Source organism: Butyrivibrio sp. NATIVEDY162 (assembly GCF_045999815.1).
GTDB lineage: Bacteria > Bacillota > Clostridia > Lachnospirales > Lachnospiraceae > Butyrivibrio.
Genome location: NZ_CP172573.1, coordinates 1,126,889 through 1,143,903, shown reverse-complemented (window position 1 = coordinate 1,143,903; position 17,015 = coordinate 1,126,889). Strand labels below are relative to the sequence as shown.

At 40.8% G+C, this 17,015-nt stretch carries 10 protein-coding genes; 9 read left to right on the top strand and 1 reads right to left on the bottom strand.

The window, feature by feature from the left end:
* Positions 1-17: 17 nt before the first annotated feature.
* The 9 genes from ACHCNF_RS04650 to ACHCNF_RS04610 all read left to right on the top strand — a co-directional run bounded on the left by ACHCNF_RS04650 (position 18) and on the right by ACHCNF_RS04610 (position 15,181).
* Positions 18-1,496 carry an SH3 domain-containing protein gene (locus ACHCNF_RS04650; protein ID WP_408071626.1) on the top strand — a complete coding sequence of 493 codons (1,479 nt, stop codon included), beginning with the start codon at positions 18-20 and terminating at the stop codon, positions 1,494-1,496.
* A 273-nt stretch (positions 1,497-1,769) separates the two neighbouring features.
* The gene (locus ACHCNF_RS04645) at positions 1,770-2,783 is read left to right on the top strand and encodes a Gfo/Idh/MocA family protein (RefSeq protein ID WP_408071625.1); all 1,014 of its coding nucleotides are present in this window, start codon (positions 1,770-1,772) and stop codon (positions 2,781-2,783) included.
* 403 nt (positions 2,784-3,186) lie between these two features.
* Positions 3,187-4,521 (top strand): NADP-specific glutamate dehydrogenase, encoded by a 1,335-nt coding sequence (gdhA, locus tag ACHCNF_RS04640; protein ID WP_408071624.1) that lies wholly within the window; start codon positions 3,187-3,189, stop codon positions 4,519-4,521.
* Between the two features lie 239 nt (positions 4,522-4,760).
* Positions 4,761-6,293 carry a Na+/H+ antiporter NhaC family protein gene (locus tag ACHCNF_RS04635; RefSeq protein ID WP_408071623.1) on the top strand — a complete coding sequence of 511 codons (1,533 nt, stop codon included), beginning with the start codon at positions 4,761-4,763 and terminating at the stop codon, positions 6,291-6,293.
* Between the two features lie 244 nt (positions 6,294-6,537).
* The gene (locus ACHCNF_RS04630) at positions 6,538-6,702 is read left to right on the top strand and encodes a hypothetical protein (protein WP_408071622.1); all 165 of its coding nucleotides are present in this window, start codon (positions 6,538-6,540) and stop codon (positions 6,700-6,702) included.
* Between the two features lie 243 nt (positions 6,703-6,945).
* Positions 6,946-8,139 (top strand): hypothetical protein, encoded by a 1,194-nt coding sequence (locus tag ACHCNF_RS04625; RefSeq protein WP_408071621.1) that lies wholly within the window; start codon positions 6,946-6,948, stop codon positions 8,137-8,139.
* 72 nt (positions 8,140-8,211) lie between these two features.
* A complete protein-coding gene (locus ACHCNF_RS04620; RefSeq protein ID WP_408071620.1) occupies positions 8,212-10,536 on the top strand; it encodes an Ig-like domain-containing protein in 2,325 nt (774 codons plus the stop codon).
* A 50-nt stretch (positions 10,537-10,586) separates the two neighbouring features.
* Complete coding sequence (locus ACHCNF_RS04615) at positions 10,587-12,890, top strand: Ig-like domain-containing protein (protein ID WP_408071619.1); 2,304 nt, start codon at positions 10,587-10,589, stop codon at positions 12,888-12,890.
* Positions 12,891-12,940: 50 nt separating this feature from the next.
* Complete coding sequence (locus ACHCNF_RS04610) at positions 12,941-15,181, top strand: Ig-like domain-containing protein (RefSeq protein ID WP_408071618.1); 2,241 nt, start codon at positions 12,941-12,943, stop codon at positions 15,179-15,181.
* 90 nt (positions 15,182-15,271) lie between these two features.
* On the opposite strand, the gene ptsP is transcribed toward ACHCNF_RS04610, so the two are convergent.
* The gene (ptsP, locus tag ACHCNF_RS04605) at positions 15,272-16,978 is read right to left on the bottom strand and encodes a phosphoenolpyruvate--protein phosphotransferase (protein ID WP_408071617.1); all 1,707 of its coding nucleotides are present in this window, start codon (positions 16,976-16,978) and stop codon (positions 15,272-15,274) included.
* Positions 16,979-17,015: the final 37 nt, after the last annotated feature.

Here is a 17,015-nt window from a genome sequence, read left to right as displayed (position 1 = left end):
GGAAGGAATTGTAATCTATGAATTTTAAAGGAATGAATTTTAACAAGAATAAGAAACCTGAGAACCCGTTTGCTAAGCAGGATAAGCGGAACTTTTGGGAGTTTATCTCTGATAATAAAAAGCTGGTAATGCCGATAATACTTGTTGTTGCCGTTGGTATAACCATCGTGATAGCGCTTAGTGCTAATAACAGAACTATTCCATCGACCACAGATGACGATCAGGTTACGGTTGATGAAAACGGCAGCTACATAGTACCCGAGGTTGATCTTGAGAAAAATGCTTATGAAGATGTAAATGCACTTATGAGCAAGTATTTTTCAGCATATGCAGCCGGGGACATGGATACTATCAAGTCAATTTATACGGGACTTGAGTCAACAGAGGAGCTTAGACTTAAGGAGGTATCACAGTATATAAGTGATATTCCTACAGTTGATGTTTATACTAAGCCCGGACCTGTAGCAGGAAGCTATGTAGCTTATGTATACACGGAAGTTCTTTTTAATGGGTATGATACGCCACTTCCCGGAATGCAGACTATGTTTGTTTGTACTGATGAGAACGGCAGTCTTTATATTAACGGCGATGTTGTTGATGATAAGATTACTGAGTATATAAGTAATATTTCACTGCAGGCAGATGTGGTAGATTTGAATAACACAGTTGCGGCAAATTATAATGACATTATCGCAGGAAATGAAGGCCTTGCTCAGTTCCTTTCAGACATGAGTGCCAGCATTCAGGTATCTGTAGGTGAGGCTTTGGCAGCAATCGAATCAGGTGATACAACTGTTGCGGAGGCTCCTGCGGCAGACGGAACATCTGCAGAGGGAGAAACTGCTGAGAATCCTGAAGGTGCTGAGGGCACAGAAGCTACAGACGGTGAAGCTACTACTCCTGCGGAGGGTGAGAACGCTGAAACTACCGCGGAGGGCGAAACAGCAGAAGCCCCTGCTGAGGAACCTGCTCAGCCCGTTACAAAGAAGATCAGAGCAAAAGATGTAGTTAATATCAGAACATCTGATTCGGAGACCGCTGATAAGATTACCAAGACTGAGATTGGTCAGGAATTTACTCAGCTCGAAGCACTTGAGAATGGCTGGAGCAAGATTGAATATGATGGTGGCGTAGCCTACGTGAAGACAGAGTTCTTTGAAGAGGTTACTGAGGACCAGGCTGATGCCGGCGAGCAGACTGCAGATGAACAGACTCAGGAGAACACCGAGGAAACTACTGAAGAGCAGACTGAGGAGAAAACTGAGGAGCAGACAGCAAACAACTCTTCAAAGGTAAGTGTCTACGATACAGGTAAGATGCAGGTGTCAGAGGCAGTTAAACTTCGTAAGGGTCAGAGCACCGATACAGATGTTGTTACTACAATCTATGCAAATGATTTTGTTGATGTTAAGGAACAGTATGCAAGTGGCTGGGCAAAGGTAGAATATAATGGTAAGTCCGGCTATATAAAATCTGAATTTCTTAAAAAAGAGTAAATAATCGCGACATTTGCTGCTTAATGGAATATAATGAATTAAAGCGCGTGGCACTATCAGTGCTGCGCGTTTTTTATAGCATAGGAAATTGCTTTCCTATGCTATAAAAAACACTCCGTGAGGATGCGCACTACTGTGTATGACATTTCACTAGGCTCGAAAAAACCTCGCCAAGTGATCTGCACATCGCGCGAAAGGAATATGTTGCATGCTGCAACCGCGCTCGGCGCGAGAATGTCGCAAGCGACATTCTTTTTTATTAAAGAGAGAGGTATGAGTATGTTTAATAAGAAAAAGGTTGGAATCCTGGGAACAGGCGATATAGCCAGAATGATGGCTAAAACTCTTGAAGGAATGAGAGGCGTGCAGTGTTACGCAGTTGCTTCAAGAACCAAAGAGAAGGCTGAGAATTTTGCCAAAGAATTTAAGATTAGGAACTTTTATGGCTCATATGAGGAATTGTGCCGGGATCCCAAAATTGATCTGATATATGTAGCTACTCCTCACTCAGCTCACTATGATAATGTAAAGCTGGCGCTTGAGAGCGGCAAAAATGTTTTATGTGAAAAAGCTTTTATGCTTAACGAAGCACAGGCTAAGGAAATGTTTGATCTCGCAGACGAAAAGGGACTACTTCTTACTGAGGCAATGTGGACAAGATTCCTGCCTCTTGCCGGAAAACTCAAAGAGATTCTTGCAAGCAATATTATTGGTGAGATATCCATGGTTATGGCTGACCTTAGTTTTAACATGGTGTGGAAGCAGAGAATTCAGGATGCATCACTGGGTGGTGGAGCACTCCTTGATATAGGTGTATACGGACTTACATTTGCGTCTATGGTCCTGGGGGAGGATATTACTGATATTCGTAGCCAGGCAGTCTTAAACGAGCAGGGAATGGATATTCAGGACATAGTAACACTTAAGTATCGTTCGGGACAGATGGCTGTAGTTACCTGCTCTGCTTCAGCTTACGGTCCCTGCAAGGGAATCATATATGGTGCTAACGGACACATAGAAGTGCAGGACATCAATAATTACTCAAGCATCACAGTCTATAACAATGCAGGTGAAAAGATTGGATTCTATAAGCGCGAAAAGCAGATAACCGGTTATGAATACGAGGTTCAGTCAGCTTTTCATGCTCTTGAAGAGGGATGGAAGGAGTGCCCGGAGATGCCTCATGCACTTTCTCTTAAGATCATGAATATAATGGATTTTGTACGTAATCAGACTGGGGTTCAGTTTCCTCAGGAACGAATAATGGATGAAAATACAGATAATTGAATTCTTTTTTATATATTGACGAGTGGAAAAGTTGTATTATCATGGATGCTCGCAAAAAGCTATGGAATAGCAGGAATAGCGATTGCCTCCGTGGTATGTAAGATAGTGTTTATTGCAATAATTTTCTGCTGGTTTCTGTCTAAAAAATGCAACCTTGCCCTCAAAAAAATAAGTACTCTTATTTATCCTGTGCTGAGGTAAGAAAAACAATTTTTCGATTTAACGCAATAAAGTGCTTGACGTTTTATGATTGCTGTGGAATAATACTTGTCAGACAGTGGTGTCTACGCAAGGGAGCGTAAAGACCTTTAAAGCTTTACGCTCTTTTTTTGTACAAAAATGCGGAAGCTGACCAAAGGGTTTGATACGCCGTAATTTTTTTATCAATAGGAGGAGCAATAAAATGTCATACGTTGATGAAGTCTACAATTATGTTGTTGAGAAGAACCCTGCACAGCCGGAATTCCATCAGGCTGTAAAGGAAGTACTTGATTCTCTTAGAGTCGTTATTGATGCTAACGAGGAAGAATACAGAAAGGATGCTCTGCTTGAGAGACTTTGCACTCCCGAGAGACAGATTCTTTTCAGAGTTCCGTGGGTAGACGATAAGGGACAGGTTCAGGTCAACAACGGTTTCCGTATTCAGTTTAATTCAGCAATTGGACCTTACAAGGGAGGACTTCGTTTCCATCCTTCAGTAAATCTTGGTATCATTAAGTTCCTTGGATTCGAGCAGATTTTCAAGAACTCACTTACAGGCCTTCCCATTGGCGGTGGTAAGGGTGGTTCTGATTTCGATCCTAAGGGAAAATCAGACAGAGAGATCATGGCATTCTGCCAGAGCTTCATGACTGAGCTTTTCAGACATATAGGTGCTGACACAGACGTTCCTGCAGGTGATATCGGTGTTGGCGGACGTGAGATCGGATACATGTATGGTCAGTACAAGAGAATCCGTGATACATACGAAGGCGTTCTTACAGGTAAGGGTCTTACATATGGCGGATCACTTGCTCGTACACAGGCTACAGGTTATGGTCTTCTTTATCTTACACAGGAGCTTCTTAAGTGCAATGGCTCTGACATCAAGGGCAAGACAGTAGTTGTTTCAGGCGCCGGTAACGTTGCTATTTATGCTATCGAGAAGGCTCAGCAGCTTGGTGCAAAGGTTGTTACATGTTCTGATTCTACAGGCTGGATTTATGATTCAGAGGGAATTGATGTAGCACTTCTTAAGGAAGTTAAGGAAGTTAAGAGAGCACGCCTCACAGAGTACGCTGCAGCAAGAAAGTCTGCTGAGTATCATGAGGGCAGAGGAGTATGGAGCATCAAGTGTGATGTTGCTCTTCCTTGTGCAACTCAGAATGAGCTTCACCTTGAGGATGCTAAGCAGCTCGTTGCTAACGGTGTTCAGGCTGTATGCGAGGGTGCTAACATGCCTACAACTATCGAGGCTACAGAGTACTTACAGCAGAACAAGGTTATGTTTGTAGGTGGTAAGGCTGCTAATGCAGGTGGTGTTGCTACATCAGCTCTTGAGATGAGCCAGAACTCTGAGAGACTTCACTGGACATTCGAGGAAGTTGACTCTAAGCTTCAGCAGATCATGGTTAACATCTATCACAATATTGACGATGCTGCAAAGAAGTACGGCATGGAGGGCAACTATGTTGCAGGTGCTAACATCGCAGGCTTCCTTAAGGTAGCAGAGGCTATGAAGGCTCAGGGTATTGTATAATAACCGGATTTTTGGAATTTGTATATTCTTGTAAGAGATAATACATTTTATAGCGGGTTTGCATTTTTAATATGACTCGGTATTCTATAGCCTCACGGCTCCGGCTGTGGGGCTATAGCTTTATATAGTCACAAACATTTTTACTTATAAAAATATGCACGATTTTGAATAAAAAAAGTATCAATATTCAATAGTCCCTATTATAATAAAACTATAAAAAGGAATAGGAGGGGGATTTTATGTTCACTAACAGCTTTTGGGCACTTCTGCCTGCTATCATTGCGATAGCTCTGGCACTGATCACCAAAGAGGTTTATTCATCTCTTTTTGTAGGAATTCTGGTTGGTGGTCTTCTCTACACAAACTTTAATTTAACGGCAACTATGCAGCATGTTTTCGTAGATGGCATGATCGGACAATTATCGGATAGCTGGAATGTCGGAATTTTGATATTCCTTGTCATCCTGGGAAGCATGGTAATGCTGATGAACAGGGCAGGTGGTTCGGCGGCCTTTGGAAAATGGGCTGTTTCCCACGTTAAAACCAAGATAGGAGCACAGATTGCGACTATAGCACTTGGATGTCTCATTTTTATTGATGACTATTTTAACTGCCTCACAGTAGGCTCTGTAATGAGACCTCTTACTGATAAGCACAAGATTTCAAGGGAAAAGCTGGCATACCTTATCGATGCTACAGCAGCTCCCATATGTATTATAGCTCCAATTTCTTCATGGGCAGCTGCCGTAACCGGTTTTGTTGACGGAGCAAACGGTCTGACACTTTTTGTAAGGGCTATACCATATAATTTCTACGCAATTCTTACTGTAGTAATGATGCTGACTATTACATTGACCAAGATTGACTTTGGACCAATGAGAAAGGCTGAGCTCAATGCATGGGGTAAGGGAGATGATGAAAAGGATTTGGAAAAGAGCCACTCCAGCTTGACAGGTGCAGAGGATCAGCCTGAACCACCGGTTTCACTTCGAGGAAAGGTTATTCACCTGGTGCTTCCTATTGTGACACTTATAGTATGCTGCGTAATCGGCATGATTTATACAGGCGGATTTTTTGAAGGTGTAAGCTTTGTAGATGCATTTGCAGGTTCAGATGCTTCTGTAGGCCTTGTATTTGGCTCGGTAACAGCTCTTATCATTACCATTATATTTATGGTAGCGACCAGAGTCTTGAGTTTTAGTGAGTGTATGAATGCTATTCCTGAGGGATTTAAGAGCATGGTACCTGCAATTCTTATCCTGACCTTTGCATGGACACTCAAATCCATGACTGACTCTCTGGGAGCTGCTGAGTATGTAGGAAGCCTTGTTGCCAATGTGGCAGACAGAGGAACATTCATGAAAATGATTCCGGCATTTGTATTTATCATCGGAGCTTTTTTGGCATTTGCTACAGGAACATCCTGGGGAACCTTCGGAATTCTTATTCCAATCGTTGCAAAGGTGTTTGGCTCAGATATGAACAACGAGCTGATGATAATTGCAATCTCTGCATGTATGGCAGGCGCTGTCTGCGGAGATCATTGCTCACCCATCTCGGATACAACTATAATGGCCAGTGCCGGCGCTGAATGTAAACATATAAGGCATGTGTCAACACAGCTTCCTTACGCGATCACTGCCGCGATTATTTCTTTCCTGTCATATGTAATTGCAGGTTTTGTTCAGAACTGGCTGATATGCCTGCCAATTGGAGTAGTTCTCATGATTGGTACAATATATGGAATGAAAGTTGTTGTTTCGGATAAATGATTTTAAAGAAGCATAAAATAGTTATTTTGTATATATGGTTTTTTGTTCAATAAATAATTGTAATATGGATAATAAAATTTTAAGAATTTCTTAAGTTTTTGTTCCTTGAACGAAGTGTGGTAATGCTATAATATAAACCTTGCATCTGAAAAATATGGTTGTCTTCAATCTGGGGGGAGAAAAAGACGGACGTAGAATTCAGAATCTGATGGTGGGGACTTTCAGATTAGCAAGGAGTATGAGTATGGAATGGAAAAAAGCATTTGATCACATCATGGACCAGCTTTACAATCACCCTGAAGAAATGAGGTATAAGCTTCTGGGAAAATATGATTCCCCTGCTATGACAGTTAGTGGGGTGGAGAGCAGAACAGCAATTGAGATGCTCCAGAGCCTTCAAAAGGCATGATAATATATAAATTGTGATTATAAGGGATAACCGAGAAAGCAAATCGGTTATCTCTTTTTTTTCTCAACAAAGTGTATTTTTATATTTTTATAATTTTTATTTTTGCTTTATAAAGTTTAGCAAGAATTAAGTGTTTGTCAGGGTTTGTGCCCTATTTGGGGGATTGAGAATATGATAAGATTTTTATATAAGGGGAAAGTTTGCGGGGAGTTTTTTTAACAACTTATAAAGCGAGGGACTCTTATGAAAAAGGGATTATTAGTAAGACAAAGAATTGCAGGAATATCCATGGCTCTTGTTATGGCTGCAGGAATACTTTCTGAGGCTATGCCTTGGACGACTATAGAAGTTAAGGCTGATAACAACAGTAATCAGGGAGCAGTGGAAGTAAATATAGATAAGCGTGAAAATACACCGAACATTAGTATAAAAGGACTGACACAGGATATTGCCTGGGAGCTTGCAACAGATGAAGAGAGGACAGAAATAAACGGTGGCGCAAACGGAAAACTATTACTTGAAATTACAAACATTGACAGTACGGTAGATTCCGGTGAAAAGAAGCTGATGGAAAAAGAAGCAAAACTTCTTAATGAAGGTACAGCTGCAATGTACCTGGATTTTTCAATGTTCTTCCAGATTGGGCAGGGGAATAAGAGAAGGATAACCAAACTTAATGGGAAGAGCATAGAAGCTGCGGTCACTGTTCCTGACAGGCTTCTGACGACTGAAAAAAAGAGGAAGTTTTATCTGGTGAGCATACATGACGGAGTTGTTAGAATTCATGGAAGTACTTTGAGTGATACAATAAATGCCATTATTTATGATTTTTCTACGTACGCCATTATATACTCAGACGAAGAAGAGGAAGTTTTACAGACAAATATTACGATAAAGCAGACCAGTAAAAAAATAATGATCAATTGGGACGATATGCGTGATGTGGGAAAGGTTGAAGTATATGTGGCATATTGTGGCACAAAATACACAAAAAAACCTACAAAGACAACCAGAGGCAAGAAGGTTACGGTTACATCCATAAGAGGTAAAAAAATAGATCAGAGAAGAAATTACAAGATGTGTCTGATCGCATATGATACAAGCGGTAATCGTATAGGAAAGTCGTTAAGCCTACATTTTGCAGGGAAGAACTGTAAATATACAAATCCTAAAAAGCTAAAATTATCCGCAAACAGACTCGATATTAAAGTAGGGGAAATAGTTAAGATCAGAGGAAAAATTACATATGAAGATAATAAGAAGAAGCCTCTTAGTGAAAAGCATGCCAAAAGATTCCGTTATGTCTCTGATTTTCCTGAAATAGCTTCGGTAGACAAGAATGGCAATATTACAGGCATGGGTGTAGGAAGCTGTGATGTCTTTGTATGCTGTCAGAATGGGCTGGCAAGAGAGGTCTATGTTAATGTGACGGATTAAAAAAATAGATAATAACGGAGTAATGAAGATTGTTGGGGGTTCTGCAATTGCTTATTAAAGAGAGGAACTTGCATGAAACAGAGATTATCTATTGGAAAAAGAATAATAGGCTTTTTTCTGATGCTTTTCATATCGGCAGGATTATTTACTGATGCCTTGCCTGGGCTTACTATCCGAGCAAATGCCGCAACGACCTATAATGTTCTTATATGGACACCGGTTGCTGTTACAAGTGAAACGTATGACACACTTAAGACTCATTTTTTGGGTATAGCAGGAGTTGCTGTTAAAGAAAAGGCTGGAAATACAAAACTGGAATATGATGATGTAAAAAACGTGGATATGATTTATATTTTTCCATCAAACAGTTCAAGTCAGCTGAATTTTGTAGATGTCAATGTGAATTTACTTAAGCAATTCCTTTATTCCGGTGGCAGAATTGTAATGAATGGCGAAGTAAAAACCAGTAATACATCAGGTGAAGGTTATCGGGGTGCTGATGACCAACTGAATAGTCTTGCTGCAGCATTAATCTGCGGTTTTTCATTCTTAAATAGCAATAGTAATGAAAATAATATGCAGACTTCAAACACTAAATTAACGCAAGGCTGTGAGGCAATTTGTCCAAATGAATTTACAGATATACAATGTAGCGGCAGTAATATAGAACTGCTTTTTAAAGATTCGAATAATAAGGTATTTGCTGCTAATCAAAAGGTTGGAAATGGCAATATTACTTTTATCTCTGACATCGGATGGATTAATCCTGACAGTAATACTTCTATTGATCAAACTAGAAAAAATGCGGCTAACAATGCTGCAAAGAAATTTTTAAGTAATATCATATCAGATTCTGCTGAAAATATGATAGCTGTTAATAAACCTAAGATAGTAGGACCATCAAGTAAGACATTTTATCAGGGAGATTCAACTGAATGTAAGCTCAGTGTTTCTGCTACAGCAGCTAATTCTGAGGCATTTACTTATCAGTGGTATAACGGGAATTCTTCAAGTTTTGAGCCCGGAGGTTCAGACTCAAATATAATAAGCGGAGCTACAAACAGCGAGTATACTGTTCCAAATACGTCAAGTATGGCGGCAGGTACATACTACTATAGATGCGTTGTGAATAATTCTAAAGCAACGGCGTATGCCTCTGCTACAAGCGGAGTTGCCACAGTAACTGTGAAGCAGCAGGGAGGCCAGCCGGATCCTACACCGGACCCGTCTCCTGATCCGACGCCAGATCCATCGCCAGATCCCACACCGGACCCGACGCCTGATCCGACACCAGATCCTACCCCTGCCCCCACTCCCACGCCTACAACTGGGTCAGGTGATATGGAAGTGGATGTTGAGAAAAAAGAAAATACTCCGGAAATCAAGGTCCGTGGGATGACAGAAGAATTGGCATGGGAACTTGCTACCGACGATGAAAAGGCAAAAATCAGTGCAGGTAAAGATGGAAAGCTGATGCTTGAAATCACAAATATTGATAACACAGTGACTGCAAATGACAAGAAGCGTGTTGAAGATGAAGCCAAAATCCTTAGCGATGGAAAGGTAGGAATTTATCTCGATTTTTCAATGTTTTTCCAACTGGATGGTGGCTCTAAGAGAAGAATAACTGAGCTTAACGGGAAGAGCATAAAGGCCACGGTCAGTGTTCCTGATTCGCTGCTTACAACAGCGAAAAAAAGGACTTTTTATCTTATAAGTATACATAATGGTATTCTGAGAATTCATGGAAGTACGATATCAGATAAGATAAATGCTACTATTTATGATTTTTCAACTTATGCCATTATCTATTCAGATGAGGACGAGGAAGTCATTCAGGCAAACATTGAGATAAAGCAGACAGATAGTAAGATCATAGTCAAGTGGAAAAAACTTACTGATGTTGGAAAGGTTGATGTATATGTGGCATATTGCGGCACAAAATACACCAAAAAGCCCACAAAATCGACAAAGAGCAGGAAGGTTACCATAACATCCATCAGGGGCAAAAGACTCAATCAGAAGAGAAATTATAAAATGTACCTTGTGGCTTATGACAGTAAAGGCAATCGTATTGGAAGGACTCTAAGCTGTCATTTCGCAGGTAAAAACTGTAAGTATACGAATCCTAAAAAACTAAAATTATCGTCGAAAAAAATGATGGTTAAGGTTGGGGAAACCGCCAAAATAAGTGCAAAAATAACGTATGAGGATAAGAAAAAGAAGCCGCTAAGTGAGAGACATGCGGCAAGGTTCCGCTATGTATCTGATATTCCAGAGATAGTAGCAGTAGATAAAAAGGGCAACATTACAGGCTTAAGTCCGGGGAAAAGTGATGTATATGTATGTTGCCAGAATGGAATGTCAAAAAGGGTTACCGTTATTGTATCGGAGTAAAAGTGATTGTCGGGGAGTTTCTGTAGTAGCTTTTATAGAGAGGAACTCTTATGAAACAGGGATTATCAATAAAGAAAAGACTTCTGGGAATCTTGCTTGCGATAATTGTCGCGGCGGGATTGTTTAGTGATGCCTTGCCGGGGGAAGTATTAAAAGTAGAGGCTAAAACGAACTATAAGGTTCTTTTGTGGGTACCATATGGATCAGAAAGTGGTTCTGCTACTGAAAATTGGGCTGATAGAGTAGAGAATTATTATGGTAGTATGGCACCGGATATAACAGTGACGGTTGAACGAATATATAAAAGAGTGCAGCTTACTGGAAATGATTTAAAGGGGGTGGATATGGTTTATATTATTCCATCCAATAAAAATGATGAGCTATCTCTCTTGGGGCAAGAGAATATTAATAAAAATCTACTTGTTGATTTTGTAAATGCCGGTGGGAGAATAATAATGAATGGCGAAGTACCGGGATTTGCTACTAAATTCAATCAAGCATTAAGTGAATTGGCAGTAGCTGTAGGTGGTCATTTTGAGATTACTAATATTAGTGGAAATGAACGTGATATGATTTTTAACCCAGCTAAGCAAAGTTTAACGCAAGGCTGCGATAAAATATTTATTAGTGACTATGCTGATATACAGAGTAACTCTAGTAAAGCAGTTTGGGTGATGAAGGGGGACAAGGGACATATATTTGCTGTAGATCAGAAGGTCGGGGAAGGATATATTACTGCTTTATCGGATGCAAATTGGATTAATCCAGAAACTTCACCTCATATTTCTTCAGATAGAATAGCGCCAGCTACAGCTGCTGCTAAGCAATTTCTAAAAAATCTTCTAGTAGATTCAGCTGGAAATATTGAAACAGTAAGTAAACCTAAAATAACAGGACTTAATGATCTTGAATGGTTTGAAGGTGACAGCACTCAGCGAACACTTTCTGTTACTGCTACAGCAACCAATCTTGGAACACTATCTTATCAGTGGCATAAGGGGAATACTTCCGATTTTGCACCTGGAGATTCTAATGCTATAACCGGAGCAACAAGTAAGGATTATATCATACCAAGTCCGGAAACAATGGCTGTTGGCAATTATTATTATAAGTGTGTTGTTACAAATACAATATCAACATCAAGCTTGTCAGAGAGTAGTAAGGCAGCTACTGTGACAGTAAAGGAACAACAGGCAGACCCAACCCCGGATCCCGAACCTGCCCCTGAGCCAACGCCCACACCAACACCTACTCCAACTCCAACACCTACTCCAGAGCCGGAAGATAATTCCGGAGACATGGAAGTGGATATCGAGAAAAAAGAGAACACTCCAGAGATGAAGGTGAACGGGCTGACAGAAGAGGTTGCCTGGGACCTGGCTACGGAAGAAGAAAAAAACGAGATAAGCCAGGGTGCTAACGGGAGATTATGGCTCGAGATCACAAATATTGATAATACAGTAACGGCTAATGATAAGAAACGCATCGAAGAGGAGGCAGCAATCCTTAGCGATGGAAAAGTCGGAATGTATCTCGATTTTTCCATGTTCTTTCAACTCGGAAGAGGCTATAAGAGAAGAATTACAGAGCTTAATGGCAGGAACATAAAGGCTACAGTCAGTGTGCCTAATAACCTGCTCACAACAGATAAGAAGAGAACATTCTATCTTATAAGCATACATAATGGCATCCTTAGAATTCATGGTAGTTCGACTACTGACAAGATAAATGCCACTATATATGATTTTTCAACCTATGCCATCACCTACTCGGATGAGGATGAGGAGGTATTCAAGCCTCATATAACGATAAAGCAGACCAATGATAAAATTATCATAAAGTGGAACAAAATCCGTGATGTGGGTAAGGTTGATGTATATGTAGCATACTGTGGTACAAAATACACAAGTAAGCCAACAAAGACCACCAGAAGCAGGAAGGTTACAATAACTTCTATCAGGGGAAAGAAGATAAATCAGAAGAGAAATTACAAGATGTACCTTGTTGCTTATGACAGTAGCGGTAATCGAATAGGAAAGACTCTGAGCTGTCATTTTGCAGGAAAAAACTGTAAGTATACAAATCCGAAGAAGCTTAAGCTCTCTGCCAAGAGCCTTACAGTCAAGGTGGGAGAGAGCACCAGAATAAATGCTAAGATCATTTATGAGGATAAGAAAAAGAAGTCTCTTAGTGAGAGGCATGCCAGAAGATTCCGCTACATATCGGATGTACCTGAGATGGTTTCAGTAGATAAGGTTGGTAAGATCACAGGCTTAAGCCCCGGCACATGCGATGTCTATGTATGTTGCCAGAATGGTTTGTCCCAAGAGGTTTCGGTAACAGTTACGGAGTAATGAGAATTGTCGGGGAGTTTCTGTAGTAGCTTTTATAGAGAGGAACTCTTATGAAACATGGATTATCAATAAAGAAAAGACTTCTGGGAATCTTGCTTGCGCTAATTGTCGCGGCAGGATTGTTTAGTGATGCCTTGCCGGGGATAGTAATAAGGGCAGAGGCTGAGAAGTCATATAAGGTGCTTGTGTGGGCTCCTGTAAGTGTGACGAATACGTATTTAACAAATTTGAAGAATTACTTTAAAAGTATCACAGGTTCATCTGTGATAGAAAAAAATGGTCAACTGAATTTAACATCTGATGATATTAAAGGCGTGGATTTAATTTATATTTATCCGGTTTCAGGGGGGAATAAGCCTAATTTGCTAAATAATAAACCATTGTTAGAGGATTTTGTTAATTCCGGGGGAAGAGTTGTGATGAATGGAGAAAACAATTCTGGTTATCCTGGTTTTAACATGGCATTAAGTGAGCTTGCTGGAGCTTTGAAAGCGAATTTTACTATCACATCCACAGATAGTGCAGAACATCAGATGAATATGAATAATGATAAACCAGGTTTGACAAAGGGGTGTGAAAATATTTATCCCAGTGCTTATGCACATATAGAAAGCACTAGCGATAGTGCAGTATGGCTAATGAAAGATAAATATGACAATGTATTAGCAGTTGATCAAGAAGCAGGAAGAGGCCATATAACAGCGATTTCGGATGTGAATTGGTTATCACCCTCGACGAATGAGGGGAAGAATGCTGCAATTCAATTTCTCAAAAATCTCCTCGTTGATTCAGCCGGAAATATTGAAACTGTAAGTAAACCTAAAATAACAGGACTTAATGATCTTGAATGGTTTGAAGGTGACAGCACTCAGCGAACACTTTCTGTTACTGCCACAGCAGACAATCTTGGAACACTATCTTATCAGTGGCATAAGGGGAATACTTCCGATTTTGCACCTGGCAATTCTAACGCTATAACCGGAGCAACAAGTAAGGATTATATCATACCAAGTCCGGAAACAATGGCTGTTGGCAATTATTATTATAAGTGTGTTGTTACAAATACGATATCAACATCAAGCTTGTCAGAGAGTAGTAATGCAGCTACTGTGACAGTGAAGGAACAGCAGGCAGACCCAACCCCGGATCCCGAACCTGACCCTGAGCCAACGCCCACACCAACACCTACTCCAACTCCAACACCTACCCCTGAGCCTGAAGATAATTCCGGAGACATGGAAGTGGATATCGAGAAAAAAGAGAACACTCCAGAGATGAAGGTGAACGGGCTGACAGAAGAGGTTGCCTGGGACCTGGCCACGGAAGAAGAAAAAAATGAAATAAGCCAGGGTGCTAACGGGAGATTATGGCTCGAGATCACAAATATTGATAACACAGTGACAGCAAATGACAAGAAACGCATCGAAGAGGAGGCAGCAATCCTTAGCGATGGAAAAGTCGGAATGTATCTGGATTTTTCCATGTTCTTTCAACTCGGAAGAGGCTATAAGAGACGAATTACAGAGCTTAATGGCAGGAACATAAAGGCTATAGTCAGTGTGCCTAATAACCTGCTTACAACAGCAAAAAAGAGGACATTTTACCTTATAAGCATACATAACGGAGTACTTAGAATTCACGGAAGCTCGACTACTGACAAGATAAATGCCACTATATATGATTTTTCAACCTATGCCATCACCTACTCGGATGAGGAAGAGGAAGTATTCAAGCCGCATATAACGATAAAGCAGACCAATGATAAGATTATCGTCAAATGGAACAAAATCCGCGATGTTGGTAAGGTTGATGTATATGTAGCATACTGTGGTACAAAATACACAAGTAAGCCAACAAAGACCACAAGAAGCAGGAAGGTTACAATAACTTCTATCAGGGGTAAGAAAATCAACCAGAAGAAAAATTACAAGATGTACCTTGTTGCTTATGACAGTAATGGTAATCGAATAGGAAAGACTCTAAGCTGTCATTTTGCAGGAAAAAACTGTAAGTATACAAATCCGAAGAAGCTTAAGCTCTCTGCCAAGAGCCTTACAGTCAAGGTGGGAGAGAGCACAAGAATAAATGCTAAGATCATTTATGAGGATAAGAAAAAGAAGTCTCTTAGTGAGAGGCATGCCAGAAGATTCCGCTACATATCGGATATGCCGGAGATAGTAGCAGTAGATAAGAACGGTAAAATCACAGGCTTAAGCCCGGGCACATGTGATGTATATGTATGTTGCCAGAATGGCTTGTCAAAAGAGGTTTCTGTAACAGTAACTGAGTGATATACATTCTTTGCTAAAAAAGCAGCAAATGCCTTTTAAATAAGACATTTGCTGCTTTTCTGTATTATAGAAAATTGCTTTTTTATGATTTTATTCCTTCGCAGCTTCCTTAAGAGCAGCTACGATTTCAGATTCGGTTGCCATTGCCATTACCTTTTCGGTGAGGGCATCTGCCTCAGCTTTGGACCATTTTGAGATGATGCAGCGGGCTGTGAGAACAAGCACAGGATTTACACTGTATTCATCAAGTCCAAAGGACATAAGAAGCGGGATCATAAGAGGATCTGCAGCGGCTTCACCGCACATACCAACAGGTATTCCTGCCTTTTTACCACACTCGATAATGTACTTGATGGAGCGCAGCACTGAAGGCTGGAATGAGGAGTAAAGGTATGCAACCTTGGGGTTTCCTCTGTCAACACTCATGGTGTACTGAGTAAGGTCATTAGTTCCTATTGAGAAGAAGTCAGCTTCCTTTGCAAGAAGATCTGCGATAAGAGATGCGGATGCTGTCTCTACCATGCAGCCTACTGCGATGTTTTCATCATATGCTACACCTTCGCTCTTTAAGTCTTCCTTAATGGCATTTACAAGCTTCTTAACGCTTCTAACCTCGTCGACTGTTGTTACGAGAGGTACCATGATCTTTACTTTTCCAAAAGCACTGGCTCTTACGATAGCACGAAGCTGAGTCTTGTATATCTCTTCGTTGCCGAGACAATAACGGACAGCTCTGTAACCAAGGAAAGGATTTTCTTCTTTTTCGAGTCCGAGATAAGGAATATCCTTATCGCCACCGATATCAAGTGTACGGATTATGACACATCTGCCGTCCATGGTCTGCACGGCTTCTTTATATGCTTCAAACTGCTCATCCTCAGTAGGGAGATGAGTGTTATCCATGAAAAGAAATTCAGATCTGAACAGACCAATTCCTTCGCCGTCACATTCCATAGCCTTTTTGGCATCCTTGGGAGTACCGATATTGCAGAAGAGCTCAAGCTTTGTACCATCAGCATTTACTGTTTCTTTGCCGATAAAGGTTTTAAGCTCCGATTGTTTTCTGATGAATTCTTCCCGTTTAAGCATGTATTTTGAAAGAACATCTCCATCCGGATTGATGTATACATCACCTTCTGTTCCATCAATAATAGCTGTATCTTTGTCCTTTACTGCGTCCACAATTCCGGGAACGGAGAGGACTGCGGGAATCTCAAGAGCTCTTGCAAGGATAGCAGAGTGTGAAGTCTTTCCACCGATTTCTGTGATGATGCCGGTTACATTTTCTTTCACAATCTGGGATGTCATGGAAGGAGTAAGATCCTTGCACACCAGAACTGTCCCGGGAGCTACCTTGCTGATATCAATGTCTTCGATTCCAAGAAGCTTTTTAAGAACGCTCACCTTGACATCAGAGATATCAGAAGCGCGCTGCTTCATCATCTCATCCTCCATCTGTGAAAACATTCCGATAAACATATCGCAAACAGCCGTGAGTGCTGTCTCTGCACACTGACCGGAATCGATCATCTTATCCATTTCCCCGGACATGGCAGGGTCAGATATCATAACAGCGTGGCCCTGAAGAATTTCAGCTTCTTTGGGTCCAATACGTTTTCTGACATCCTCAGCCATAGCATTGGTTTCTTCTACGAAGTCGGAGATTGCTTTGTGAAAACGGTCTTTTTCAGCAGTTGTATCAGTAATCTGCTTTGCTTCAAAAGACAGATCATGTTCAATTATGCGGCAGATGCTGCCTATGCCGATTCCTCTTGATGCGGCTATTCCTTTGTACATGCATATCCTCCATTGTATTTTTTAGTAGTTATGCTCT

Excerpts from the sequence above, each read along its gene's own strand:
- ptsP (WP_408071617.1), bottom strand. The coding sequence starts at position 16,978 with ATGTACAAAGGAATAGCCGCATCAAGAGGAATCGGCATAGGCAGCATC.
- ACHCNF_RS04630 (WP_408071622.1), top strand. The coding sequence starts at position 6,538 with ATGGAATGGAAAAAAGCATTTGATCACATCATGGACCAGCTTTACAAT.
- ACHCNF_RS04620 (WP_408071620.1), top strand. The coding sequence starts at position 8,212 with ATGAAACAGAGATTATCTATTGGAAAAAGAATAATAGGCTTTTTTCTG.
- ACHCNF_RS04645 (WP_408071625.1), top strand. The coding sequence starts at position 1,770 with ATGAGTATGTTTAATAAGAAAAAGGTTGGAATCCTGGGAACAGGCGAT.
- ACHCNF_RS04650 (WP_408071626.1), top strand. The coding sequence starts at position 18 with ATGAATTTTAAAGGAATGAATTTTAACAAGAATAAGAAACCTGAGAAC.
- gdhA (WP_408071624.1), top strand. The coding sequence starts at position 3,187 with ATGTCATACGTTGATGAAGTCTACAATTATGTTGTTGAGAAGAACCCT.
- ACHCNF_RS04615 (WP_408071619.1), top strand. The coding sequence starts at position 10,587 with ATGAAACAGGGATTATCAATAAAGAAAAGACTTCTGGGAATCTTGCTT.
- ACHCNF_RS04625 (WP_408071621.1), top strand. The coding sequence starts at position 6,946 with ATGAAAAAGGGATTATTAGTAAGACAAAGAATTGCAGGAATATCCATG.
- ACHCNF_RS04635 (WP_408071623.1), top strand. The coding sequence starts at position 4,761 with ATGTTCACTAACAGCTTTTGGGCACTTCTGCCTGCTATCATTGCGATA.
- ACHCNF_RS04610 (WP_408071618.1), top strand. The coding sequence starts at position 12,941 with ATGAAACATGGATTATCAATAAAGAAAAGACTTCTGGGAATCTTGCTT.